At 62.9% G+C, this 23,753-nt stretch carries 21 protein-coding genes; 6 read left to right on the top strand and 15 right to left on the bottom strand.

All coding sequences use genetic code 11. The annotated features are described in order from the left end of the window. Positions 1-86: 86 nt before the first annotated feature. Positions 87-653 (bottom strand): RBBP9/YdeN family alpha/beta hydrolase, encoded by a 567-nt coding sequence (locus tag ACIPL2_RS02585; protein ID WP_401352716.1) that lies wholly within the window; start codon positions 651-653, stop codon positions 87-89. A gap of 353 nt (positions 654-1,006) precedes the next feature. On the opposite strand from ACIPL2_RS02585, the gene ACIPL2_RS02590 reads away from it, so the two are divergent. Further along, positions 1,007-2,032, top strand: a complete 1,026-nt coding sequence (locus ACIPL2_RS02590; protein WP_401352717.1) for an AraC family transcriptional regulator — start codon at positions 1,007-1,009, stop codon at positions 2,030-2,032. Between the two features lie 181 nt (positions 2,033-2,213). On the opposite strand, the gene ACIPL2_RS02595 is transcribed toward ACIPL2_RS02590, so the two are convergent. The 4 genes from ACIPL2_RS02595 to ACIPL2_RS02610 all read right to left on the bottom strand — a co-directional run bounded on the left by ACIPL2_RS02595 (position 2,214) and on the right by ACIPL2_RS02610 (position 4,573). After that, the gene (locus ACIPL2_RS02595) at positions 2,214-2,849 is read right to left on the bottom strand and encodes a nuclear transport factor 2 family protein (RefSeq protein ID WP_401352719.1); all 636 of its coding nucleotides are present in this window, start codon (positions 2,847-2,849) and stop codon (positions 2,214-2,216) included. Then, positions 2,849-3,622 (bottom strand): SDR family NAD(P)-dependent oxidoreductase, encoded by a 774-nt coding sequence (locus tag ACIPL2_RS02600; protein WP_401352721.1) that lies wholly within the window; start codon positions 3,620-3,622, stop codon positions 2,849-2,851. The genes ACIPL2_RS02595 and ACIPL2_RS02600 overlap by 1 nt, the downstream gene beginning before the upstream one ends. A gap of 14 nt (positions 3,623-3,636) precedes the next feature. Next, positions 3,637-4,371, bottom strand: coding sequence for an SDR family NAD(P)-dependent oxidoreductase (locus tag ACIPL2_RS02605; protein ID WP_401352723.1), 735 nt, complete (start codon positions 4,369-4,371; stop codon positions 3,637-3,639). Between the two features lie 67 nt (positions 4,372-4,438). After that, positions 4,439-4,573, bottom strand: coding sequence for a hypothetical protein (locus ACIPL2_RS02610; protein ID WP_401352724.1), 135 nt, complete (start codon positions 4,571-4,573; stop codon positions 4,439-4,441). Positions 4,574-4,630: 57 nt separating this feature from the next. Here ACIPL2_RS02610 and ACIPL2_RS02615 point away from each other — a divergent pair, with 57 nt between their 5' ends. After that, on the top strand, positions 4,631-5,464 hold the full coding sequence (locus tag ACIPL2_RS02615) for an alpha/beta fold hydrolase (RefSeq protein ID WP_401352726.1): 834 nt from the start codon (positions 4,631-4,633) through the stop codon (positions 5,462-5,464). 473 nt (positions 5,465-5,937) lie between these two features. On the opposite strand, the gene ACIPL2_RS02620 is transcribed toward ACIPL2_RS02615, so the two are convergent. The 5 genes from ACIPL2_RS02620 to ACIPL2_RS02640 all read right to left on the bottom strand — a co-directional run bounded on the left by ACIPL2_RS02620 (position 5,938) and on the right by ACIPL2_RS02640 (position 12,923). Then, complete coding sequence (locus ACIPL2_RS02620; RefSeq protein WP_401352727.1) at positions 5,938-7,170, bottom strand: NADH:flavin oxidoreductase; 1,233 nt, start codon at positions 7,168-7,170, stop codon at positions 5,938-5,940. A 74-nt stretch (positions 7,171-7,244) separates the two neighbouring features. After that, positions 7,245-8,891, bottom strand: coding sequence for a DUF1302 domain-containing protein (locus ACIPL2_RS02625; protein WP_401352729.1), 1,647 nt, complete (start codon positions 8,889-8,891; stop codon positions 7,245-7,247). Positions 8,892-8,985: 94 nt separating this feature from the next. Next, the gene (locus tag ACIPL2_RS02630) at positions 8,986-10,602 is read right to left on the bottom strand and encodes a FadD3 family acyl-CoA ligase (protein WP_401352731.1); all 1,617 of its coding nucleotides are present in this window, start codon (positions 10,600-10,602) and stop codon (positions 8,986-8,988) included. A gap of 31 nt (positions 10,603-10,633) precedes the next feature. Next, positions 10,634-11,656, bottom strand: coding sequence for a 2Fe-2S iron-sulfur cluster-binding protein (locus ACIPL2_RS02635; RefSeq protein WP_401352733.1), 1,023 nt, complete (start codon positions 11,654-11,656; stop codon positions 10,634-10,636). A 79-nt stretch (positions 11,657-11,735) separates the two neighbouring features. Further along, complete coding sequence (locus ACIPL2_RS02640) at positions 11,736-12,923, bottom strand: acyl-CoA dehydrogenase family protein (RefSeq protein ID WP_401352735.1); 1,188 nt, start codon at positions 12,921-12,923, stop codon at positions 11,736-11,738. A gap of 352 nt (positions 12,924-13,275) precedes the next feature. Between ACIPL2_RS02640 and ACIPL2_RS02645 the strand changes: the two genes are divergently transcribed. The 4 genes from ACIPL2_RS02645 (at position 13,276) to dmpG (ending at position 16,917) form a co-directional block, all read left to right on the top strand. Next, the gene (locus ACIPL2_RS02645; protein WP_401352737.1) at positions 13,276-14,049 is read left to right on the top strand and encodes a glucose 1-dehydrogenase; all 774 of its coding nucleotides are present in this window, start codon (positions 13,276-13,278) and stop codon (positions 14,047-14,049) included. A 79-nt stretch (positions 14,050-14,128) separates the two neighbouring features. Beyond that, entirely contained in the window at positions 14,129-14,920 is a 792-nt protein-coding gene (locus ACIPL2_RS02650; RefSeq protein WP_401352738.1) for a fumarylacetoacetate hydrolase family protein, read from the top strand. A 31-nt stretch (positions 14,921-14,951) separates the two neighbouring features. Further along, positions 14,952-15,878: an acetaldehyde dehydrogenase (acetylating) gene (locus ACIPL2_RS02655; protein WP_401352740.1), complete on the top strand. Its 927-nt coding sequence runs from the start codon at positions 14,952-14,954 to the stop codon at positions 15,876-15,878. Positions 15,879-15,888: 10 nt separating this feature from the next. After that, positions 15,889-16,917 carry a 4-hydroxy-2-oxovalerate aldolase gene (gene dmpG, locus ACIPL2_RS02660; RefSeq protein WP_095059605.1) on the top strand — a complete coding sequence of 343 codons (1,029 nt, stop codon included), beginning with the start codon at positions 15,889-15,891 and terminating at the stop codon, positions 16,915-16,917. Positions 16,918-17,100: 183 nt separating this feature from the next. Here the strand turns inward: dmpG and ACIPL2_RS02665 are convergent, their stop codons facing one another. The 5 genes from ACIPL2_RS02665 to ACIPL2_RS02685 form a co-directional block, all read right to left on the bottom strand. After that, a complete protein-coding gene (locus ACIPL2_RS02665; RefSeq protein ID WP_401352742.1) occupies positions 17,101-17,934 on the bottom strand; it encodes an SDR family NAD(P)-dependent oxidoreductase in 834 nt (277 codons plus the stop codon). Between the two features lie 11 nt (positions 17,935-17,945). After that, entirely contained in the window at positions 17,946-18,713 is a 768-nt protein-coding gene (locus tag ACIPL2_RS02670) for an SDR family oxidoreductase (RefSeq protein ID WP_401352744.1), read from the bottom strand. Between the two features lie 154 nt (positions 18,714-18,867). Further along, a complete protein-coding gene (locus tag ACIPL2_RS02675; RefSeq protein ID WP_401352745.1) occupies positions 18,868-20,103 on the bottom strand; it encodes a helix-turn-helix transcriptional regulator in 1,236 nt (411 codons plus the stop codon). 189 nt (positions 20,104-20,292) lie between these two features. Beyond that, complete coding sequence (locus ACIPL2_RS02680; protein ID WP_401352747.1) at positions 20,293-22,716, bottom strand: RND family transporter; 2,424 nt, start codon at positions 22,714-22,716, stop codon at positions 20,293-20,295. 14 nt (positions 22,717-22,730) lie between these two features. Beyond that, positions 22,731-23,717, bottom strand: coding sequence for a WD40/YVTN/BNR-like repeat-containing protein (locus tag ACIPL2_RS02685; RefSeq protein ID WP_401352749.1), 987 nt, complete (start codon positions 23,715-23,717; stop codon positions 22,731-22,733). Positions 23,718-23,753: the final 36 nt, after the last annotated feature.

Genomic DNA, 23,753 nt, shown 5'->3' on the forward strand with positions numbered 1-23,753 from the left:
GCCCTCACGCACGCCCTTGTTCCAGGGGTTACGTTTTCAGAGATGAGGGCAATGACCGGATGGCTTGCGACCAGCCGGCGTCTGAACTATCGATCCAGCTGTTGAATGAGTGCTTCGGCCTGTGGCCAGGCGCCGTAACCGGCCGCCGGGTTTAGATGGCCGACATCGCCCAGGTTGAGCAATTCGCTGCCCCAGCCTTCAGCCATGCGAGTCACCGCCTCCAGGCTGGCCAGGTGATCGTTGGTGCTGGCCGCCACCAGGCTGCGAAACGGCAGCGGGCCTTCAGGCAGGGGATCCCAGCCGTGGGTGCGCAACGTTTCAGGGGATGGGTAGCCTTGCGGCCAGGTGGCATGAAGATCCGGCGGCGCGGCCAGCAGTGCACCCTTGATCGGGCGACTGTGTTGCGCCGCCCAGTGCGCAACCATCAACACACCGGCACTGTGCGCCACCAGAATCACCGGGCCGTCGATCTGCTCCAGCGCGTGCTGGATCGCCCGGACACGGGCGGCGCAATCGAGCTTGTCGGTTTCAAGTGGCGCAACGCTACGTACATTGCTCAAGCGCGCCTCAAGCAGCGTTTGCCAATGTTCGGCAACATGCTCGCGCAGGCCCGGGACGATCAGAACGGTTGCGGCAGTCTGCAGTTTGTTCACTTGAATACCTTCGGCTTCTCGGTGATCGACTGGCTCTGTGGCCAGACTCTTCTTGTAGTGCCGACATTAAAGAGCCCCCACCCGACGCGCTTTTCATTCGACGTCAGTGACTTTTCTTTTCATGACAGATTGACGGGAAACGGAAGGACGCGACCGCTGGTCGAAAAACGCCCCGAGCGCGCTGCAGGCCACTGTAATCAATGCGTGGGCGATAATTGATCGCTGCCGAAGTGGTCAAGAGGCGCTGGCCTGGCTGCCTGTCACCGCACGCCTGGCAACTATTCAATCGATGACGTGCTGGCTATAGTCGCCACGCTTGTTTCCATCGCTACCGGCCCAGGGAAGAACCTCGCATGACCAAGCTTGTTCGCGCCGCCGTCCTGACCAACTACCTGGAGGTCACCCAGTACCTGGGGTTCAATCCGCGGGATGTGCTGGACGCCGTTGGCTTGAAAAAAGCGCAGCTGCAAGCCCCCGAGCACCGTATTCCCATCGATTCCGCCGTGCGCCTGCTGGAAGAGTCGGCGGCGGCCAGCGGCTGTCAGAGCTTCGGCCTGAGCATGGCCGAATCGCGCCAGCTCTCGGACTTCGGTGTGGTCAGCCTGCTGCTCACGCACCAGCGCACGCTGCGTGATGCCTTGCAGGTGGTGGTCAATTACCGGCATCTGATGAACGACTCGCTGGCGATCTTTATCGAAGAGGCTGGCAAGATGGTGATCATTCGTGAAGAAGTGGTCACCGAGTCGCCGATGCCCTGCCGCCAGGCCAATGAGCTGGCCATCGGCGTGATGTTTCGCCTGTGCGCCGCCCTGCTCGGTGCGCACTGGCATCCCTACAGCGTCAACTTCACCCACCAACCGCCGGACAGCCTGCAACTGCATCGCCGCCTGTTCGGCTGCAATCTGGAGTTTGGCAGCGAGTTCAACGGCATTGTCTGCCCCGATGCCAGCCTCGACATCACCAACCCCCATGCCGACCCTGCCATGGCGCGCTACGCGCAGCGCTACCTTGACTCGCTGCAGGGCCACGAAGGACCGTCGATTTTGTTCGAGGTGCGCAAGGCAATTTACCTGCTGTTGCCGATGGGCCGCGCCACGATCGAGCAGATTGCCCAGACCCAGGGCATGAACGTACGCACCCTGCAGCGTCGCCTCAAGGACGATGGTTGCGCGTTCAATGACCTGATCAACGAGGTGCGCTGCGACCTGGTGCTGCGTTACCTGGAGAACCCGAACTACTCGCTGGGCCGGATCGCCGACATGCTCGGCTACTCCATGGCGAGCTCCTTCACACGCTGGTTCATCGCCCAATTCGGCATGCCTCCGGCCGCGTGGCGCAGTACGCACAAACAGACCGGCACAACCCCCAAACAGCCCTGACAACGCAGCAAAAAAACGGCGACTGCTGGTACAGTCGCCGCAAAAAATTGATGTGGACACCCAAATCCCTGTGGGAGCGAGCCTGCTCGCGAGGGCGGCGTGTCAGGCGATATTGATGTTGGATAGGCCGGCCTCTTCGCTGGCAAGCCAGCTCCCACAGGTTTCGTGTCGTGCGCGGATTTCAACGCACGCGAATGGTCGGTGTCTCTGCCCCACGACGCAGGGTCGTGAGGAAGCTTTCCAGCGGTGCGGGTTCGGCGATCTGCGGCAGCGCGTCCTTGTCCGGGCGCTGTGCCCAGAACGTGTCCCAGGATGGAAACAGCTCATGGAAGGTGCCAGCGTACGGCTCGCGGCCCGGCCAGCGCATTTTCAGGCCGCCGATCGGCGGCTTGTTCAGGTCGGTCGCGTACCAGTAACACGGCAAGCGGCGCCGGAAACACCAACGTCCGTCGATGCGCTCATAGTCGTCCCAGTACAGCATCTGCATGATCACCCACTCCGGGCCGGTCTCATGCTCGTTCTTCGAATAGACCACGCCGGTGGCGTGATCGACATCACTGAACTCGATGATGTGCTGGCCCAGGTGATGGGACGTACCGTGGAACTGCTTGCGCATGGTTTCGTCCAGCCACACCTTCAGGTGCGCGCGGCCACTTTTGTCGCGGCCCACGCGCACGTCCGGGGCGAAGCAGTTGGCCATGGCGTCCATGTCGCGCATGTCCAGGGCCAGCGCGTACTTGCCGGCCAGTTGACGGATTTCGTCCAGCGATTCCAGGCGATCGACCCGCGCGAGCAAGGCGCTCGTCTCCGGGCCCATCAGTCGAGCACCGTGTACAGGTCCGAACCGCGCCCGCCATCCACCGCCAGGCTGGCGCCGGTGACATACGAGGCTTCGTCACTGGCCAGGAATAGAATGGCGTTGGCCAGTTCCACCGGCAGGCCGACCCGTTTCATCGGGATCACTTTTTCAGTGTTGCTGCGGGTCTTGGCATCGCCCAACATGCCGGCCGTGGCCGGGGTGTCGACCACGCCAGGGATGATCACGTTGCACCGGATGTTGTGCGGTGCGCCTTCGCTGGCAGCCGCCCGGCTGAAGTTGATCACCGCGGCCTTGGCCGCCGAGTAGCCGGCCATCCACGCCGTGCCGAACAGGCCGCAGATCGAGGCGATGTTGACGATCGAGCCGCCGCCCTGCGCTTTCATCAGCTGCATCGCGGTGCGGGTGCCCCAGAAGGTGCCATCCACGGTGGTGGCGAAGTTGGCGTGCCAGTCTGCGGTGGTCATCGCGTCGATGCCGCCCCAGGTGTAGGCCATCGCGTTGTTGACCAGAATATCGAGGCGCCCATGGCGTTGCGCTGTGGCTTGCAAGGCGCCGACGTAAGCCTGTTCATCGCTGACATCGGCCACGGCGATCTCGGCCTGCCCGCCCTGGGCACGGATTTTTTCCTGCACGCCTTGCAGGGGCTCGATGCGTCGTCCACACAACACGACCGTGGCGCCCTCTTCGGCGAACCGTAACGCAGTGGCTTCGCCGATGCCGGAACCGGCGCCGGTGACGAAGGCAATTTTTCCTTGTAGACGCTTGCTCATGGGTAACTCCCTGATCAGATAAAGGCCATGCCGCCGTTGACGGCGATGTTCTGCCCGGTCATGAAACTGGCGTCTTCACTGGCCAGGAACACCGCGACCCTGGCGATCTCGTCGGTCTCGCACATGCGGCCCAGCGGCACGTTTTTCAGCAGCGCTTGCATGTATTCATCAGGAATGCCCGCCATCATCGGTGTGTTGGTCGGCCCTGGCACCAGGGTGTTGACGCGGATGCCGCTGGCCGCCAGTTCACGGGCGATCGAACGGGTCAGGCCCATTACCCCGGCCTTCGAGGTGCAATAGTGCGTGGGGCCGTCACCGGTCAGCGCGGCGGTGCTGGAGAGGTTGATGATCGCGCCCTTGCGGCCGCCCTTGAGCATCAATCTGGCGCCTTCACGGCTGCACAGAAAAGTACCGCCCAGGTTCACACCGATCACTCGCGCCCAGCTCTCGTCCGAGGTCTCGAGAAAACTGTCCAGACCGCCGACGCCGGCATTGTTGACCAGGATGTCGAGGCCGCCGAAGTGCTGCTCAGCCTGACCCATGGCATCGGCCACGGAGGCGCCGTCAGCGACGTTGCAAGCCACGGCCAGGACCTTGTCGCCCAGGTCCGCGAGGCTCTCGGCCAGGGTGGCCTGGTTCAGGTCGACTGCCACCACCTTGGCGCCTTCGGCGACAAAACCACGCACGATGGCCTGGCCCATGCCCTGTGCGGCACCGGTCACAAAGGCCACTTTATTGAGTAACTTCATAGCGTTCTCCGAATGTGCAAATACGCTGCGGCCCGCTGCCCTTGCAGTGGAACCGTCACCCGAATGATTAGCGGCCAGTGCCCTGGTCCACATCGTCCGATGGGACTAGCGTCGCGTGGTCTGAACGGACGATGCCGGCATCGCCATGCGGGCCCAGCATCGGCAGGGTGCGCACCACGCCAGGCGCAGCGTTCCCCTTCACTTGCCGTAGCGCCTGGCGCGGTTGTGCTTCATGAATCCGCAGACAATGGAGAACCCCATGAACCAACCCGTAGACCTGCCCCTGCCCGTCGGCCATTACGCGACGCTGCCCAACGGCTTGCGCCTGCACTATCTGGATGAGGGAGCGGGCCCCGTCGTGTTGTGGCTGCATGGCAGCGGGCCCGGCGCCAGTGGCTTCAGCAACTTCAAGGGCAACTACCCGCAATTCGTCGCCGCGGGCTATCGCAACCTCGTGCTCGACCTGCCGGGTTTCGGTCGCTCGGACAAGCCCGAGGACGCCCAGTACCACCTGGAATTCTTCGTCGACTGCGTGGCGGCATTCCTCCAGGTCGTCGGTGTGCAGCGCTGTACGATCCTGGGTAACTCGCTCGGCGGCGCGATTGCCCTGGGCCTGGCCCTGCGTTTGCCGCAACTGCCGCAGAGCCTGATCCTGCTGGCACCGGGCGGTGTCGAGGAACGGGAAACCTACTTCAAGATGGAAGGCATCGTGCGCATGGTCAGCCTGTTCAATGCCGGCCCCATTGGCATGGAGGAAATGCGCAGCATGATGCGCTTGCAGTTGTTCGATGATTCGATCCTGCCTGAAAGCCTGCTGCAGGAACGAGTGGCGGTGGCGGTGACGCAGCCGAAGAACCTGTTCAGCACGATGATGGTGCCGAACATGGAAGCGCGTCTGGGCGAGATCCAGTGCCCGATCTTCGGTTTCTGGGGCACCAACGATCACTTCAACCCGATCAGCGGCGCCCAGCGCATCATCGACGGCGCGCCGAACGCGCGGTTCCTGGTGCTCAACCGCTGCGGCCATTGGGTCCAGGTGGAACACCGCGAACTGTTCAACCGCAGCTGCATCGACTTCCTGCAAAACGGTTGATCACAGTCACCCTGAACCCGCTGATGCCAACCTGTTTCCACCAACCCCTGTAGGAGCTGCCGAAGGCTGCGATCTTTTGATCTTGGCGGCCTTCTAGCCGACCAGATTGTTGTTGACCGAGTACATATCCATTCCTTCGGTAACGGCTGCTGGCGGTTCCGCTTTTACAGCGGGTCACTTGGAAAAGCCCCAAGTAACCAAGGGCTCTTGCCCCTTTCGTTCGGTGCCTCGCTGTGGCTCGGCATGCCCTCGAGGGGGCGCCAAAATCAAATGCGCTCGAGGCGGCCTACCGGCTGGCCTGGTAGGGGGGTTGTGCGCAGCTCCTGTGGGAGCCAGCCTGCTGGCGATGGGGCCACCGCGCCTGGTGAAGACGGTTGCTCCCACAGAAATTTCTGGTGCACCCCGCCTTTGCATAACGCCCACGCCCTGTGAAAGCAGACTATGCGGTTCATCTGTAGCGTCCGGTTATCCTTTTAACGATCCGCCGCCTTCTGGCTATTCAACACGGCGTCGCCGGGCTGGCCCAGTACGCAGGAGGTGCCGCCGGGGGTGTACATCATGGCGACGCAGCGGTTGCAGGCGGTGCAGATCGAGTCACGACTGGCGCCGCTGGCGAGTTTGTTGACGTAATCGTTTTCGGCCAGCAACACCCGGCCCATGGCGACCAGGTCGAAGCCCTCGGCCATGATCTTTTCGATGCTCGCCAGGCTCTTGGCACCGCCCAAATAAGCCAGGGGCATCTTGACCGCCGCACGCACTTTGCGCGCATGTTCCAACAAATACAGTTCCCGGAATTCTACGGTCGGCTCTTTACGGCGCTGGATGGCCATCGCCAGGGCAATGATCTTGTTCTTCTGCTGCACGCGGTTTTCCTTGGGGAAGGAAGAGCCGAACATGGTGGTGATCGATTCGGCGTTCATCCCGGCGCTGAGCACCAGCAAATGCGCGCCCTCTTGTTCCAGCATGCGGGCGATCCGGGCGCCGTCTTCGGCGCTGTTACCCGCCCTCACGCCTTCAGTGATGCTGTATTTGCAGATCACCGCCATCTCCTGGCCGACAGCATCGAGCACCGCGCGCAGCACCCGCCGCGGAAAACGCAGGCGGTTTTCCAGACTGCCGCCGTACTGGTCGCGGCGCTTGTTGTACATCGGCGAGATGAACTGGCTCAGCAAGTAGCCGTGACCCATGTGGATTTCCACGGCATCGAAACCCGCCTGGCGTGCCAGGCGCGCGCCTTGGGCGAAATCACGAACCACTTGTTGCATGTCGGCTTCGTTCATTGCCTGCTTGAGGAACATGCCGCTCATCAGGCCGATCTTGTTGAAACCACCACTGGCTGACAGCGGGCGCTTGGTCGAGCGTTCGCGAATGAAGGTGAAGCAGCCGCCGTGGGTAATCTGCGCGCTGGCCAGTCCACCGGCCTGGTGCACCCCGTCGGTCAGGGCCTTGAAGTGCGGCAGGCTGGATTGGCTGAGGGTCAACTGGTTGGGCAAGGTGCGACCATCGCTGCTCACCGCGCAATAAGCCACGGTGGTCAGCGCAGTACCGCCGGTTGCCAGCGCCGAATGCAGTTTGACCAGTTGCTTGGAAGGCACGCCCTGGGCGCTCATGCCTTCATTGGTCGCCGCCTTGATGAAACGGTTTTTCAGGGTCAGTGGACCAATCTCGACGGGGCTGAACGGAGATGGGATTGAACGAGGATTCATGACAGGCCTCTCTTTATTTTTATCAGGCTACGAACGAAAGACTGCGCCGCCGGATCGCGACGCAGCACTGATCTTCAGAAGGTGTATTTGGCGTTGAGCGACAGGTAATCGCGGTCAGCCAGCAATCGACCCTGCGCGACATCCGGCGAACTCAGGTAGGCGACATAGGTCATGCCGACCTGGAAGTTGCCCAGGTACTTGAAATCGCCACCCACGGTCAGGCGCTTTTCGTCGCGCCCCAGGCCTTGATAGGCACTGCCGTCGACATTTTGCGTCCACACCACTTTGGTGCTCAGGTCCAGGCCGTTGGCGATGGACGGGTAGTCCATATAGGCGCCAATACCCAACAGGGTCGAGCCACGGGTCTGGGTCGCCGACTCGAACCTGTCGAACGTGCCGTCCACCCCTGCCCCTCCGCCGGTAATCGTCAGGCTGTCGACGCCGGCGATGTGTTGATGCACCACTTCCCCCATGAAGGTGGTCTGCTGGGCCAGCATGCTCGGGCCAAGGATGTAAGAGGCATTGAGGTTGCCTTGCCAGATCTGTCCGGTGGTCGGTGCGCCGTTGTTCAGGTACACCGAGGCGCCATCGCGGTAGCTCAGGTCACCGGCATACTGCACCGAGTCGCCGACCTTTGAGCTGAAGCTGACCCCCGTCAATTTGACGTTTTCGAAATAGCCCATTCGATAGGTCGACGCGGTGCCGTCATGGCCGATGTTCTTGAGCGAGGAGTATTGGGTGGTGCCGGTGAAGTCGAAAAACAATGAACCGACGCGCTCGTTGTAGCGGTAGTGAAATAGCCCGACCTCGGTGTTTTCGGTGAGCCGGTAGCGCACGCCCAGGCCCCATTGACCGCTGTCGCTGGCGTCTTTCTCACCGCCATAACCAACGGCCACGCCGTTGGGCAGGCTGTCGACTATCCCACTGCCCAGACGGTAGAACTCGGCACCGGGTCCGAAGGTATCGCTGCCGAAGTAATCACCCACAGGGTTGAGCTGAGTCTTTTCCCACTCATACTGGTAGAAGCCCACCAGCGCGAGGTTTTCATTGAGCGACCACGACCCGGACACCTGCCCCACCGGCAGGTAAGAGTCCTTGGCCTCGGTGCCCGGCACGTTGAATTTGGTGGCATCCACCGGGGCCTGGCCCTGGCTGATGTTGGCCCAGAACAGGCTTTCGCCCCAGGCCACCAAGTGCCGCCCGGCCTTGAGCGACAGATACTGGGTCTCGCCGACGTCGAAGTTGCCGTACACATACGCGTCGAGCAGACGCGCGGCGCTGCCGCTCAGCCGACGGGTTTCGTCGCTGAAACCGTCGTTGTGGCCCGTCTTGTTAACCGTCTGCGGCGAGTCGTTGGCATTTTTCTGGTTGTAGACATCGTCATAGAACTGACTGCCGCGCAGCACCGCACCGAGGTTGTCGTGCTTGAGCTGCAACTCACCGAAAAGGCTCAGGCGATTGTTGATCAACGAGCCGCGCTTGAAGTTTCGCGTGCCATCGTCGTTGTTCGGGTCATTGAGGTATTGACTGGCCTGCTTGGCCGTACGCATGGAGGCGGTGTAGTTGACCGTCAGCGACGAATCCAGGGTGGTGTTTTCCCCCAGTTCGATCGTCGGCGCCGCGCTGGCCGTGGCACTGGCGACCGTGATGCCCATAGCGAACAGGCAACGCCCATCGAACGCTTTCCCCGGACGGTGCGCAACAATGTTTCGGATAAACATGTCCATCTCCTTTTTTGTTGTTTTGTTTTGTGCCCCCACAGCATGAAAAAAACCGCTTTCGCGCACATCGTCCGTTTGGTGCGATGCGCGTTTCTCATGCCTGAGCGCTGTCGGCCACCATCGCGCGCAATTCGCTCTTCACCACCTTGCTCGACGGGTTGAGCGGCAAGGCACTGAAAAAACGTACCTGGCGCGGCACCTTGTAATTGGCCATGTGTTCACGGCTCCACGCGATCAATTGCGCCTCGTCGAGTTCTGCTCCATTGCGCAGCACCACGCAGGCACAACCGACTTCGCCCATGCGCTCATCGGCAATGCCAATCACCGCCACCTGCGCAATCGCCGGATGCCTGATCAGTGCCGCTTCGATTTCTGCCGGATAGCAGTTGAAGCCGCCGACGATAAACATGTCCTTCAGCCGGTCGGTGATCATCAGGTTGCCCGCTTTATCCAGACGCCCGACATCGCCGGTGTGCAGCCAGCCCTCGGCGTCGATGGCTTCGCGAGTCGCTTCGGGGTTCTGGAAATAGCCTTGCATGATGTGAAAGCCACGCAGGCAGATCTCACCCGTCAGCCCTGGGTCCAATGCCTGGTTTTGCGGATCGCGGATGCTCACTTCGGTGCCGGCGATCGGCCGCCCGCTGGTGCCGGCGATCACCTGCGCCGAGTCTTGTGGATCGCAGATCGTTGCCAGACCGCCGCATTCGGTCAGGCCGTAGGCGGTGGTGACCACGGCGAATCCCAACTCGTTGCGCATGCGTTCGATCAGGCTCGGCGGGATGCTCGCCGAACCGGTGACCGCAATACGCAGGCTCGACAGGTCGGTCTGCTTGAGCAGCGGATGAGCCAGCAGCGAGAGGTACAGGGTCGGCGCACCGGGCAAGACGCTGATGCGCTCACGGGCGATGCGCTGGAACACCTGCTCGGCATCGAACACCGCATGGGGCAGGATGGTCGCGCCGCCGATCAGGCACGTCAGCCAGCCGGCCTTGTAGCCAAAGGCATGAAAGAACGGGTTTACGATCAGGTAACGGTCGCCTGGTACCAGGCCGATGACCTTGACGTATTCGGTGAAGGCTCGCAGGTTCTGTCCGTGGCCGCTCATCACGCCCTTGGGTTTGCCAGTGGTGCCAGAGGTGAACAACAGGTCGCACATGGCTTGCGGCGGAACCGCCAATGCCCGGTGCCTGGCGCTATCGACGTCGATGGTTGCGGCGCCGAGCAGGAACGAGGCAAGGGTCAGGTCCGCAGCGAGACCCGGCGTATCACCGTCAAATATCACCTGGTGTTCGAGGCTGGCCGGTCGATGGGGCGCGAGCAGTGCCGGGTAATCGACATCGAGAAATCGCTGCTGCACAAACAAAAGCCGGCAGCCGCTGCGCTCCAGCACATCGGCAGCCTCAAGGCCCTTCATTCGCGTGTTGATCGGCACCAGCACCGCACCGGCACACTGGATGCCCAGCGCGGCGAGGATCCACTCGCCACTGTTCGGTGCCCAGATACCGACCCGGTCACCGGCCTGGATCCCCAGGGCCATCAAGCCCCGGGCAAAGCCCATGACCCGCTCGGGCAACTCGGCGTAGTCGATGCATTGGCCGTTGTCGTCTATGGCGGTGCGCCCGGCAAAACGTTCGGCGCTGCTGAAGACCAATTGGGCCAGCGTGGCGGGGGTGGCGCTCAGAGGCGCGGCAAGGTTCAGGCTCTGATTCATCGTGGGCTCGTGCTTGGCATCATTGAGGGCTTCATTCTGGAAAGCGGATACGCAGTTGCGCGCTGGTGGGCACCGCCTGACAGGCCAGGATCCAGCCTTCGGCCAGCTCACCCGCATCCAGCGCATCGTTGTGCAGCAACTCGACGTCGCCACTTTCCAGCGTGCACATGCACGAGGCGCAGCCACCGACACGGCAGGCGCTGGGCGGGTTGAGGCCGGCACGTTCCATGGCGGCCAGTACGGTTTCGCCGCTGTCGCAGGCCAGCTGGTGGTCCTCGCCATCCAGGCGCACTGCCAACTGCGCGGCGACTGCCGCCTCGCTGCTGGTCACCAGCGGCAATTCGCCTTCGCCGGGCAATGAGACGAAGCGCTCGACATGGACCCGGCGATCCGGCATGCCCAAGCCCTTGAGTGCACTGACAGCCGCGTCCATGAACGGGCCCGGACCGCAAATGAACGCCTGGGCGTCGATGAATGGCCGGGCCAGTTCGGCCAGTTGACCGACGCTGGGGATGCCCTGCACCGAATCCAGCCAATGGACGACTTGCAGGCGTTGCGGATGGGCGCTGGCCAGCGCTTTGAGCTCATCCTTGAAAATCACCGACGCCTCGTCGCGATTGGCGTAGATCAACAGGACCCGCCCGGTGCCCGCGAGTAACGCCGAACGCAGGATCGACAGCACCGGCGTCACGCCGCTGCCTCCGCCGAACAACAACAGATCGCCGTCCAGGCTGCGTGGCACGAACACGCCGGCGGGCGCCAGGACTTCCAGGATCTGACCGGCCTGCAGTTCGCTGCACAGCCAGTTCGAGGCACGTCCCTGGTGCACGCGCTTGACCGTGACCCGCAACGGTTCACCCAGCAACGGCGTGCTGGACAATGAATAACAACGGGGCAGCCAGCCGTCCTCGAAGGGCACGCGCAAGGTCAGGAACTGGCCGGGTTGATAGCGAAAGCGTTCAGCCAGATGCTCCGGCACGTCGAACACCAGCGAACGGGCATCCGCCGTTTCCTCGATGACTCGCGCCACGCGCAGGGCAAGATAATTGTTCATAGTTCAGGTACTCATGACCACCTGCCCGCGTATCGCTGGCAGGTGTGAACCCAGGGGTTTCAAATCGGGCGTCATGCCCTCAGACGTAAGGGTCCGGGTTGGGCAGGCCGAGCATCACTGCGCCATAGCTGCGCCCGTAGGCCATATAGTTGTTGGCGATGTGCCCACGTGCCTGGTGCAGGTCGCGGAACAACCGCGCCACCGGGTTGGTGTTATACAAGCCAGAGGCGGCCATGCTGCGTAGCAGGTCGTTGGCCCGTTCGGCGCAGATGTTGGTTACGTAGGCCGACTGGTAGCGATACAGCAAGCGCGTTTCGGTATCAGGGTATTCGCCGGCTCGGGCCAGACTCATCAGGTGCTCGTAGTTGCGTTCCAGCACCAGGCGCAGGCTGTCCACGGTGATCATCGCTTCGGCGACGGCGGTTTGCGCCACAGGATCGTCGGCCGTGCGGGCGCCGTGCTTGCCAATATGTTTGGCGGCATTGTCGCGGAACTCGTTGATCGCTCCCTGCAAGGCGCCGATGGCCGAGGTGGACACGGCGCGGGAGAACACCTGGGCAAACGGGATCGCGTAGATCGGGTTGGTGTTGACCAGCCGCCCGGGGGTCGCTTCGAGGGTCCAGTTGTTGGTGCGCTGCACGCGATGGGCCGGAACGAATACATCCTCGACCACGATGTCGTGGCTTCCGGTGCCGCGCAGGCCCATCACGTCCCAATTGCGTTCGATCTGATAGTCCTTGCGCGGCAGCAGGAAGGTGCCGTGCTCAGCGCCCAGTTCGCCATCGGGTGGCAGGATCCCGCCCAGGAACACCCACTGACAGTGCTCGCTGCCGCTGGAAAAACCCCAGCGCCCGCTAATGCGGTAACCGCCCTCGACCACCGTGACGCTGGCCGCAGGCATATAGGTCGAACAGATCAGGGCGTCGTGGTCATCAGCCCAGACTTCGCGCTGCGCTTCGATCGGGTAACGCGCCAGTTGCCACGGGTGAACCCCCATCACGCCGTAGATCCAGGCGGTTGACATGCAGCCCTCGGCGAGAATGGTCTGGATTTCGAAAAAGGTCCGGGGGTCCACTTCATAACCACCGAACGCCCGTGGTTGCAGGGCCCGCAGCAGGCCGGAGGACTGCAACTCGACGACGCTTTCCACCGGCACTTTCAAATCCTTGTCGGCCTGCGCCGTGCGTGCCTTGAGTGCCGGCACCAGGCTGCGTGCCCGTTCCAGCAGATCACGTTCGTCCTGGGTCTTTTCTCGCATGCTGTGCATCACTCAACTCTCCCGATCTCACTGCGCCACTGCGCGAGTTGTGACGAATCATCGGATCGAGCGGGCAATCATTCATCGTCAAAGCGGACTAGGGGAGACCGGCCCCCTCCCCCGTAGGAGCGAGGCTTGCCCGCGAAAAACGATGACACGGTCTGACTGTTACACCGCGGCGCCTGGTTCGCCGGCAAGCCTGGCTCCTACAGGCGAGGAACGATAGCGCGGTGAGACAGAGACACCGCCACATCCGGTTCGTCCGTAGGCGCGATAGCGCTAGTCCGTTGAGACGATGCTCGCGCCGGCCGTTGCGGCGATATTCAATCCATCGACAACCGACCCCACGGAGCAAGGGCCCATGAGTATTTTGCAGCGTTTCCAGATGCACGGCAGTGTCGCCATCGTCACCGGCAGTGGCCGAGGCATCGGTCGGGCGATTGCCCTGGCGTACGCCGAAGCCGGTGCCGATGTTGTGTGCTCGGCGCGGTCACTGGACGAAGTTCAAGCCGTGGCCGAAGAAGTTCGCGCCTTGGGCCGACGCGCCCTGGCGGTAGCCTGCGACGTCAACGATGCTGAACAACGCCAGGCGCTGGTGCGTCAGAGCATTGAACACATGGGCCGCCTCACCCACCTGGTGAACAACGTCGGCGGCGGCGGCCCCAACGATCCATTGACCCTGTCACCCGACCAATTCGCCCAGGTGCTGAACTTCAACGTCGCCACCAGTTATGCCTTCTGCCAGTTGTGCGTACCGCTGATGCGCGAGGCCGGCGGTGGCAACATTATCAACATCAGTTCGGTGGCAGCGCGTTATGCCCAGCGCCATTTCAGCGCCTACGGCACGGCCAAGGCCGCCCTCAGCCATCTGACCCGCCTGCTGGCCCAGGATTTCGCCCCGCAGATCCGCGTCAACGCCGTCGCCCCGGGCCCGACCCTGACCGAAGCACTGAACGGCGTGATGCCCGCCGCCATGCGCCAAACCATGGAAGCCAATACTCCGCTCCAATGCCTGGGCACCCCGCAAGACATCGCGGCCGCCGCGCTGTACCTGGCCAGCCCGGCGTCGGCCTGGGTGACCGGCAAGATCATCGACGTCGACGGCGGTGCCGATTCGTCGGTCTGGCCCGGCTGAACCCCTCCTTTGGGCTCGTCCTCGATGACATTTGGGACGGGCCTTTTTTTTCTCCCTCAACCCCTCTGGAGCCCTCGCCATGGACGTTCATTTGATCAACGCGCTCGGTGACGAGCTATTCAACGCCCTGCGCGGCCGCCAGACGCTGGCGCCCCTGACCCGCCGCTATCCGCAGATCACCCTTGAACAGGCATACCGGATTTCCCTGCACTTCCTGCAACGCCGCGAAGCCTTGGGCGAGCGGGTGATCGGCAAGAAGATCGGGGTTACCAGCCGCGCCGTGCAGGACATGCTCGATGTCCACCAACCGGACTTCGGTTTCCTCACCAACGCCATGCAGGTCGAGGATGGCAGCGACGTCAGCCTGGCCCGCCACAACTTGATTCAGCCGCGGGCCGAAGGGGAAATCGCCTTCATCCTCGGTGAAGACTTGCAGGGCCCGGGCATCAGCGCCGACGACGTGCTGGCCGCCAGTCAATGGGTCGCACCGTGCTTCGAGATCGTCGATTCGCGGATCGACGACTGGCAGATCCGCATCCAGGACACCGTGGCCGACAACGCTTCGTGTGGCGTATTCGCCCTTGGCAACCAACGCATTGACCCGCGTTCACTGGACCTCGCTGCGGTGCACATGCAACTGCTGAAAAACGCTCAACCGGCAGGTTCGGGCTTCGGCTCGGCAGTGCAAGGCCATCCCTGCGCGGCAGTGGCCTGGCTGGCCAATACCCTCGGCGAGCTGGGCATCCCTTTTCGCCGTGGCGAAATCATTCTTTCCGGTGCCCTCGCGCCGTTGGTGCCAGTGGTCGCCGGCGACCGTATCAGCCTGTCCATGAGCGGGCTCGGTGAAGCCAGCCTGCGCTTTGTCCCGTGATCACCCCTTCCCTTCCCAGGAGCCCTAGACCATGAACAAAAAGATCAAATGCGCGCTGATCGGGCCGGGCAACATCGGCACCGACCTGCTGTACAAATTGATGCGCAGCGAGGTGCTGGAACCGGTGTGGATGGTGGGCATCGACGCCACTTCCGAAGGCTTGTCGCGTGCTCGCGAGCTGGGTCTGAAGACCACCGCCGAGGGCGTCGACGGCCTGCTGCCCCACGTCCTTGAAGACCAGATCCAGATCGCCTTCGACGCCACTTCGGCCTACGTGCACGCGCAGAACTCGCGCAAGCTCAATGCCCTGGGCGTGTTGATGATCGACCTGACGCCGGCGGCCATTGGCCCGTATTGCGTACCGCCGGTGAACCTCAAGGCGCAACTGGGCCTGGGCGTGATGAACGTCAACATGGTCACCTGCGGCGGCCAGGCCACCATTCCGCTGGTGGCGGCGGTGTCCAGTGTGCAGCCGGTGGAATACGCCGAAATCATCGCCACCGCCGCCTCAAAATCGGTCGGTCCCGGCACCCGGAAAAATATCGACGAGTTCACTCGCACCACCTCAAGCGCCGTGGAAAAAGTCGGCGGCGCGAAGAAAGGCAAGGCGATCATCATCATCAACCCCGCCGAGCCACCGCTGATCATGCGCGACACCGTGCACTGCCTGACCGAGAGCGAACCGGATCAGCCGGCGATCACTGCCGCGATCGAGGCCATGATCCTGCAAGTGCAGCGCTACGTGCCCGGCTACAAGCTGGTCAACGGTCCAGTGTTCGATGGCAATCGGGTGTCGATTTTCATGGAGGTCGAAGGCCTGGGCGACTACCTGCCCAAGTACGCCGGCAACCTCGACATCATGACCGCCGCCGCGGCGCGCACCGCCGAAATGTTCGCCGAGGAAATCCTCAAGGGCGAGCTGGTGCTGCAAGCCACTGCCCATACCGCCCACGCATAAGGAACCGACCATGGATCTTCGCGGCAAAAGCATCACCGTTCACGACATGTGCCTGCGCGACGGCATGCACCCCAAGCGTCACCAGATCAGCCTGCAGCAGATGAAAGACATCGCCTGCGGCCTCGACGCGGCCGGTGTGCCGCTGATCGAAGTCACCCACGGCGATGGCCTGGGCGGCAGCTCGGTGAACTATGGTTTCCCGGCCCACACCGATGAGGAATACCTGTCGGCGGTGATTCCGCTGATGAAAAAGGCCAAGGTTTCGGCCCTGCTGCTGCCGGGTATCGGCACCGTCGACCACCTGAAAATGGCCCACGAACTGGGGGTCAACACTATTCGCGTGGCCACCCATTGCACCGAGGCCGATGTCAGTGAACAGCACATTTCCCACGCCCGTGGCCTGGGCATGGACACCGTCGGTTTCCTGATGATGGCCCACATGAACAGCCCCGAAGGTTTGGTCAAGCAGGGCTTGTTGATGGAAAGCTACGGCGCCAACTGCATCTACCTGACCGACTCGGCGGGCTACCTGTTGCCCCATGATGTCAGCGCTCGTGTGGCGGCGATGCGTGCGGCACTCAAGCCCGAGACCGAGATCGGGTTTCATGGCCATCACAACCTGTCGATGGGTGTGTCCAACTCCATCGCCGCGATTGCCGCCGGGGCCAACCGCATCGACGCTGCTTGCGCGGGCCTTGGCGCCGGCGCCGGCAACACGCCGATGGAAGTGCTGGTAGCGGTGTGTGATCGCATGGGTATCGACACCGGCGTCAGCGTTTTTGGCATCCAGGACGTCGCCGAAGACCTGGTGGTGCCGATCATGGACTTCCCGATCCGCAGCGACCGCGATGCCTTGACCATGGGGTATGCCGGGGTCTACGGCTCGTTCCTGCTGTTCGCCAAGCGTGCCGAGAAGAAATACGGCGTCTCGGCCCGGGAAATCCTCGTTGAAATGGGCCGTCGCGGCATGGTCGGCGGCCAGGAAGACATGATCGAAGACACCGCCATGACCCTGGCCCGCCAACGGCGCCAGGCATAACCCCGCAACGCTGGTTCCGACGCTTTCGCGGGCAAGCCCGCTCCCACAGGGTCCGTGTCGTACACAAAATCTGCGTACATCACTGAACCTGTGGGAGCGGGCTTGCCCGCGAAGAGGCCATGTCGGTCGGCATCGTTGGCGACTGGCCCACCGCTTTCGTGAGCAAGTCACTCCAACATGATGTCAGCGCCAGTCGGCAACGATGCCGTGCGCCAGGGCAAACGGCTGCGCCGCGATGGTTCGGCGTTGAAAATCAGGTGCCTGGTCGGCAGTGGCTAACCACAGCATCACCGCCGCCGGCACATGCGGCGGGGCACTGCCGGCGCGCAAGGCGATCATGCCCTTGTCGCCGATGGTGGCCTTGAGCGCTTCAGTGGTGACCACGCCCGGATTGAGCGTAAACGCGCGCACACCCGCCTCACCCAGCTCCGTGGTCAACACCCCGGAAAGCCTCGACACCGCTGCCTTGCCCGCGCCATAGGCATAACCCCAGCCGCCCTTGCCCGCTGCCACCGGAGGGTCGCTTTCGCCGGCGCCGGAAGTGACGTTGATCACCACCCCGCCGCCGCGCTTCACCATGTGTTCGGCCACGGCCCGGGTCAGCAGGAACGGAGTGAGGATGTAGCCCTGGAACATCCGTTCCAGCGTCTGCACCTGCAAGTCCATGAACCCGGCATTGAGGTCACTGCCCTGGTAGATCGCGTTATTGATCAGCACGTCGATGCGCCCGTACTCAGCCAATACCGCCTCACAGGCCGCCAGCGCCGAGTCGCTGTCGAGCAGGTCCATCGGCACCACGAGCACCCGGCAACCGAGTTCTCGCAACGCTGCTGCGGTGCCGTTGAGACTGCCCGCCAACGGCGCCCCGGCAGCATCGCGCAAAGCATGTTCATGCTGCTCGCCCTCGTTGAGGGTACGGGCGCTGATCGCCAGGTCGAAACCGGCGCGGGCGAACGCCAGCGCCGCCTCGCGGCCGATACCCCGGCTGGCGCCGGTGATGAATGCCACCTTGTTCATACCGTTTCCTTTTAGAAGCGCGGGGCGCGGACCATGGCGTCCATGCCGCCATCGACGAACACCACACTGCCATGGACAAACGAGGCTTGCGGCGACTGCAGGAACGCGACCACCGCAGCGATTTCCGCCGGTTGGCTGGCGCGGCCCAAGGGCGCGACGAAATCACGGGTCGCCTGACCGAAGCGTGCATCGTCCAGCGAGGCCTGGTGCAACGGGGTTTCCACTGCGCCCGGTGCCACCACGTTCAAGCGTATGCCCTGTTTGCCCCAGTTCACCGCCAGACTGCGGGCATGCCGGCTGATCGCATACTTGGAAGCGGCATAAGCCACGTGGGGCTGGCCGAGGGTGTTGGCCAGTTCCAGCGCCTGGACCTCATCGCCTGCGATCATCATTTCAATCATCGGCTGGCCGTCTGGCCCCGAGTGAGTCGCCGCCACTGAGCCGATCACCAGCGCCGCCGGCTGCTGCCCCTTGGCCAATGCGCCTTGCAGGCCGTCGAGCAACTGGCTGACGCCAAAGTAGTTGACCGCCAGGATCAGACCGCCGTTGGGCGCCGTGACACCGATCCCGGCGCAGCAGATCAGCCCATCGAGCACCCCGCCGCTCTGTTCGAGCACGTGTGTGATGGCCGCCTCTCGGCCCTGAGGCGTGGACAAGTCGGCGATCACTTCGGCGTTGCTGCGATCGATACCGATGACCCGGTGCCCGGCGGCACGCATGGCGGCGGATACGGCAGCCCCGATTCCCGAGGCACTTCCGGTGATGACGGTGATAGGCATTGTTGTTCTCCGTGATTGGTCTGCCCAGTATCGACAGCGCGATCACGGACCGGCATCGTCCGTGCGGACTAAAAACGCCGCGGCGTGCCTGTCAGACCGCGTTGTCGTTCTTCGCCGGCGAGCCAGGCTCCTACAGGCGAACCGGGCGTCGCGGTCAGGCCAGGCGAGACATCGGCACGGCCAGCTTAGGCGGTGGGACCTTGATTTTCTCCGCCACTTTCAAGGACAGCCTGGGTTTGCCCAGAGCCACCACGCTGTTGAGCAGGATGCGCACCAGCTCGGTCTGGCGGCGCACGCCGGTCTTGGAGAAGATCGAGCGCAAATGTGCACGCGCCGTGTTGCGCCGAATATTCAGGACCTCGGCCGCTTCCTCCAGGGACAAACCGTTGGCCAGCTCCATGGCCAGGGCGGTTTCAGCCTTGGTCAGGTTGAACAGTTGCTTGGTCACCACTTCGCTGGCCAGGGATTTGCTCGAGGCATCGCGGATGTACACCAGCGCCGCCGGCTGCCCCTTTTCCTCGGCCCAGTCCAGGGACGGTATCGACTCAACCACCACCCCAAGATTGACCAGCCCTGAAGGACGGGTTACCGACATGGCCTCGGCGCTTTTCGGCGCGTCGGGGGAAAACGCGCCGCGAATCAGGCGCTGCAGCTCGCGGTTGTCGCTGGGGTACGTTGCCTCCAGGCGCCCGCCCACCAGTTTCAGGCCATCGGAACGGGCGAGGATTTCCTGGGCCACCGGGTTGACCCGCAACACGCTGCCACTCTCGTCGAGCACCAGCGTGGCCACCGACAAACGGCTGATGGCCTGGGAATACAGCTCACTGAGCGACTCGCTGCGGTCCAGCAGGTTGTGCAACTGCAATGCCCGGCGCAGGTGCGGCAGGAACATGGCGCACAGCGCCCGCTCATTGGCAGAGAAATTCGGCGAGCGTTTGGGACGAGTGATGCGGAAGCGCAGCTTGCCGCCGTCCGGCGTGGAAATATCGGCGCCCATCACGTGGTAGACGTCGTTGGGACCGCAGAAGGCCTTGAAGTAGGCGCTGTGCTCCCACTCCGTGGAGGTCATGATGTCATCGACGGCGAATACCTGATCCAGCGGCTGGTTGACGAACGGCGTGTTGGTCTGCGGATAGGTCATGTAGCTGACATCCCCGGCGCCTTCGATGTCGCCGGCGATAATCATCACGCCCATGTCAGGTTGATCCGGCACCCGCAGGATCAGGGTGACGTAGTTGGCATCGTAGAGCTTGAGAAAGCTTTTGAGGGCGTTGGCCATCAGTTTCGGGTCGAGCGCACCTTCGTAGACTTCACCCACCAACTGGCTGAAGCGCGTAAGGTCCAGGCCAAGGCCCGCCAGGGCTTCAGCGGTCAAGACAACATCTTGCATAGTCTTCTCCTCGCACGGGTAAGGACGTTGCCCTTCCCTTGTTATTTTTATAATTTCGGCTGGGGAGAACCGAAGTTCCCCCTCTTGACTGCGAATTGCCTGTGGGGGCCCGGCAATGGGGCCCGTATTTATTTTCAGTTTCCCTATCGCCTGGGCACTCCACAATAGGCGTGGCAGGTTTATTTTTGGCTACTGTGAATCACGCGCCGCCGGGCTGTTTTTCAGCTGGAACCGGCCTTGCACAGGCGCCGGCTGGCGTAGCCGCTCAGTGACCAACGGTCGTCCGCGATTGAACCAGGCCGCCAGCGCCGGCAGGAGGAAAATCGCCCCCAGCACGTTGACCAGGAACATGAACGACAGCAACACGCCCATGTCAGCCTGGAACTTCAGCGGCGCGAACGCCCAGGTGCAGACGCCGATCGACATGGTCACAGCCGTGAACACCGCGGCGGTTCCGCGTTGGCACATCGCTTCGTAGAACGCCTCGCGCAGATTGGCGCCGCGCAGCATTTCGTGCTGGATGCGCTCGTACAGATAGATGCCGTAGTCGACACCCACGCCCACGCCCAGTGCCATCACCGGCAAGGTGGCGACCTTCAGGCCGATGCCGAGCAGGGTCATCAGTGCGTTGCACAGGATCGCGACAATCGCCAGCGGCACCAGAATGCACAACACGGCGCGGATCGACAGGAACGTCAGCCAGCAAAACAGCGCCACCGAACCGAACAACGCCCCCAGCATGATCACCTCGGCACGCTTGACCGCCTCGTTGGAGGCCGCCATCACACCAACGTTGCCACCGGCGAGGAGGAATTCGACCTGCGGCGAACTGACTTCGGCAATGATCCGTTTGGCTTCATTGATTGTATGAGTGACGGTGCTGCCTTCGTGGTCGGCCAGGAACACCAGAATCTGCATCTGCTGGCAGCCATCGGTGACCAGTCCGTCATCCGGCATGTAGGCCCGGGCGCCCTGACTCAGGCCGCGCGGCGAACCGGGTATCGCCGCCCACCGCGGGTTACCTTCGTTATTGCCGGCAATCACCCGCTTGCCCATGTCCGCCACGCTCTGGATCGACTGCACGCCGGTGACCGTGCGCATGCGGAAATCGAACGCTTCCACCGCACGCATCACGGCAGGTGACAAGCACCCTTCTTCGACGCCTTTGACCTGGACGAACACCGACATCACGTCGAGCCCGATCGAGTAGCTGCTGATGATCTTGCCGTTGTCCTGGTTGTAGCGCGAGTCGGCCCGCAACTCCGGCGCACCGGCACCGATATCGCCCACCGCCAGGTCGCGGGCCTTGTAGGCTCCGGCCAACAGCAGCAACAGGCTGACGGCGAACACACCCAACGCAGGCCCGGGTTCGGCCAGCGCCGACAGCCGCCACCACAGGCGGTGCTTGCCCGCCGGGCGCAATTGCGCCCGACGCAACAGCGCAGGTTCCAGGCGCAGGTAGGAAATGATGATCGGCAACATCAGTTTGTTGGTGATGATCATCAGCATCACACCGATGCAGGCCGTCACCCCCAGTTCATGGACGATGGGAATGTCGATCAGCATGATCACCGCAAACCCCAGGGCATTCATCAGCAAGGCCAGCGAACCGGGGATGAAGATTTTGCAGAACGCCGAGCGCGCCGCTTCCTTTGACGTATGGCCGGCCAGCACGTCCTGTTTCCACGCATTGGTCATCTGCACCGCATGGGACACGCCGATGGAGAAGATCAGGAACGGCACCAGGATCGACATCGGATCGATGCCCAATCCCAACAGCGGCAGCAGGCCCAGCAGCCAGACCACCGGCAGCAACGCCACCAGCAGCGCCACCACGGTCAGCCGCAGGGAGCGCGAATACAGCCACAGCAGCAGCCCGGTGATCACGAAGGCGACGACAAAGAAGCCGATCACCGTGTTCAGCCCTTCGACCACATCGCCCACCAGTTTGGCGAAGCCGACGATGTTGATCTCGATATCGGCGCTGTTGTACTTGGCGCGGATTTCTTCCAGGCGCGTGGCGATGTCGACATAGGACACCGGCTGGCCGGTCTTGGGGTCGGTGTCTTGCAGGTCGGCGCGGACCATGGCCGACTTCAGGTCGTTGGCCACCAGGCGCCCGACCTGGCCGGAAGCCGCGGTGTTGCTGCGCACTTGCGCCAGGTCTTGTGCCGTGCCGCTGAAGCGCGGCGGCACCACCACGTCGCCGAAAAAACCTTCCTCGGTGATTTCGATGTAGCGCACGTTGGCGGTGAACAGCGACGTCACGCTGGGGCGACTGACGCCGGAAATGAAAAACACGTCGTCGGTGACTTTGCGCAGGGTCTCGAGGTACTCGGCGTTGTAGATGTCGCCCTCGCCTTTCCAGCGCACGCTGACCAGGAAGCGGTTGGCGCCGGTGAAGTAGCGGCTGAACTTGAGAAAATTGATCATGTAGTCATGGCGCACCGGGATCTGTTTGTTGAATCCCGGATCCAGTTGCGTATGAGTGGCGCTGTAGCCCAGGCCCAGTGACACCAGGACAAACAGCAACAACAGTCCCTTGCGCCAGGCCATCAGGTGGTCCGCACACGTTTCGACGCAGCGCGTCACCCAGTGTTTACCTTGATTCATTGCCCGCCTCTCATTTACTGGGTGGCCTGTGTGGCCACTAGGGCAGCGACGCTGCCACCTGAACCTTGCAATACCCCACGCTCACCGCCCACCAGCAGGCGTGAGCCGACCACCGTCGCCGAGGTCAACGTACCGAGCCCGGCAAGGCGCGAAACGCCAATTAGCGCGCCTTGTGGATCAAGCCGCACCACCGAGCTGCCGGCACCGACGATCACCAGCCCCGAGTGGTCGGGCAGCAGCACATGGCCGTACAGCGGCAGTTGGTTGCCGACGTTGATCTGGGTCCAGGTGTCGCCGAAGTCGTGGCTGACGAACACATGCCCGCGCATGCCGTAGGTCACCCAGTTCTCCGCGCTCAGGCGCACGATGCCGAACAACGAGCCGCTGTAGAACGCCGGCAAGGTTTGCCAGTGCTGCCCGGCATCGGCCGTGCGCAGCACCAGGCCCTGCTCGCCCACCAACATGCGCCGGCCATCCTTGCCACCGGCCATGCTGTTGAGGTGCGCGTTGTCGATGTCCAGTAACTGCGGGGTCCAGGTCTGTCCGGCGTCGAGGGATTGATAGAACTTGCCGAAACTGCCGAACGCCATCACGTTGTCGCCACCACCGCTCCAGATGCCCAGCAGCGGCTCGCCCAGATCGGCGTCGTAGCGAATTTCCTGCCAGTGGCTGCCGGCATCAGTGGAACGCAGGATCCAGCCGTCATGCCCGACGGCCAGCAAGCGTTTGTCATCCAGCGCCACCAAGGCAGTCAGCGTGGCATTGCGTTGCGTGGTGACGCTGGCGGGTTGCCAACTGACGCCTTGGTCATCGCTGAGCAGGATGCTGCCACGCTCACCGACGGCGACCACACGCGAGCCAAGATTGAGCAGGCCGTTGATCTGCACCCGGTCCGGACGCGTGGCCAGCGATTCTGCTAGTGGGGGAGTTTTTGGGGAAAAGGTGTAGCCAATGGTCAGGGCGACCACCAGGCAGACCACGTAACCGATCACAGAGCGCATGAAGCACACTCCTGTTCGCGGCACGCGTGCATAGGG

Origin of the sequence: Pseudomonas sp. NPDC086251 (assembly GCF_044746405.1) — a bacterium.
In the GTDB taxonomy this organism is placed as follows: Bacteria; Pseudomonadota; Gammaproteobacteria; order Pseudomonadales; family Pseudomonadaceae; genus Aquipseudomonas.

What these genes read in the sequence shown, in the direction of transcription:
- ACIPL2_RS02605 (WP_401352723.1), bottom strand. Translation starts at nt 4,371, where the DNA reads ATGAAGTTACTCAATAAAGTGGCCTTTGTGACCGGTGCCGCACAGGGC.
- ACIPL2_RS02650 (WP_401352738.1), top strand. Translation starts at nt 14,129, where the DNA reads ATGGACGTTCATTTGATCAACGCGCTCGGTGACGAGCTATTCAACGCC.
- ACIPL2_RS02600 (WP_401352721.1), bottom strand. Translation starts at nt 3,622, where the DNA reads ATGAGCAAGCGTCTACAAGGAAAAATTGCCTTCGTCACCGGCGCCGGT.
- ACIPL2_RS02680 (WP_401352747.1), bottom strand. Translation starts at nt 22,716, where the DNA reads ATGAATCAAGGTAAACACTGGGTGACGCGCTGCGTCGAAACGTGTGCG.
- ACIPL2_RS02590 (WP_401352717.1), top strand. Translation starts at nt 1,007, where the DNA reads ATGACCAAGCTTGTTCGCGCCGCCGTCCTGACCAACTACCTGGAGGTC.
- ACIPL2_RS02595 (WP_401352719.1), bottom strand. Translation starts at nt 2,849, where the DNA reads ATGGGCCCGGAGACGAGCGCCTTGCTCGCGCGGGTCGATCGCCTGGAA.
- ACIPL2_RS02670 (WP_401352744.1), bottom strand. Translation starts at nt 18,713, where the DNA reads ATGCCTATCACCGTCATCACCGGAAGTGCCTCGGGAATCGGGGCTGCC.
- ACIPL2_RS02635 (WP_401352733.1), bottom strand. Translation starts at nt 11,656, where the DNA reads ATGAACAATTATCTTGCCCTGCGCGTGGCGCGAGTCATCGAGGAAACG.
- ACIPL2_RS02685 (WP_401352749.1), bottom strand. Translation starts at nt 23,717, where the DNA reads ATGCGCTCTGTGATCGGTTACGTGGTCTGCCTGGTGGTCGCCCTGACC.
- dmpG (WP_095059605.1), top strand. Translation starts at nt 15,889, where the DNA reads ATGGATCTTCGCGGCAAAAGCATCACCGTTCACGACATGTGCCTGCGC.
- ACIPL2_RS02625 (WP_401352729.1), bottom strand. Translation starts at nt 8,891, where the DNA reads ATGTTTATCCGAAACATTGTTGCGCACCGTCCGGGGAAAGCGTTCGAT.
- ACIPL2_RS02630 (WP_401352731.1), bottom strand. Translation starts at nt 10,602, where the DNA reads ATGAATCAGAGCCTGAACCTTGCCGCGCCTCTGAGCGCCACCCCCGCC.
- ACIPL2_RS02675 (WP_401352745.1), bottom strand. Translation starts at nt 20,103, where the DNA reads ATGCAAGATGTTGTCTTGACCGCTGAAGCCCTGGCGGGCCTTGGCCTG.
- ACIPL2_RS02665 (WP_401352742.1), bottom strand. Translation starts at nt 17,934, where the DNA reads ATGAACAAGGTGGCATTCATCACCGGCGCCAGCCGGGGTATCGGCCGC.
- ACIPL2_RS02655 (WP_401352740.1), top strand. Translation starts at nt 14,952, where the DNA reads ATGAACAAAAAGATCAAATGCGCGCTGATCGGGCCGGGCAACATCGGC.
- ACIPL2_RS02620 (WP_401352727.1), bottom strand. Translation starts at nt 7,170, where the DNA reads ATGAATCCTCGTTCAATCCCATCTCCGTTCAGCCCCGTCGAGATTGGT.
- ACIPL2_RS02640 (WP_401352735.1), bottom strand. Translation starts at nt 12,923, where the DNA reads ATGCACAGCATGCGAGAAAAGACCCAGGACGAACGTGATCTGCTGGAA.
- ACIPL2_RS02645 (WP_401352737.1), top strand. Translation starts at nt 13,276, where the DNA reads ATGAGTATTTTGCAGCGTTTCCAGATGCACGGCAGTGTCGCCATCGTC.
- ACIPL2_RS02615 (WP_401352726.1), top strand. Translation starts at nt 4,631, where the DNA reads ATGAACCAACCCGTAGACCTGCCCCTGCCCGTCGGCCATTACGCGACG.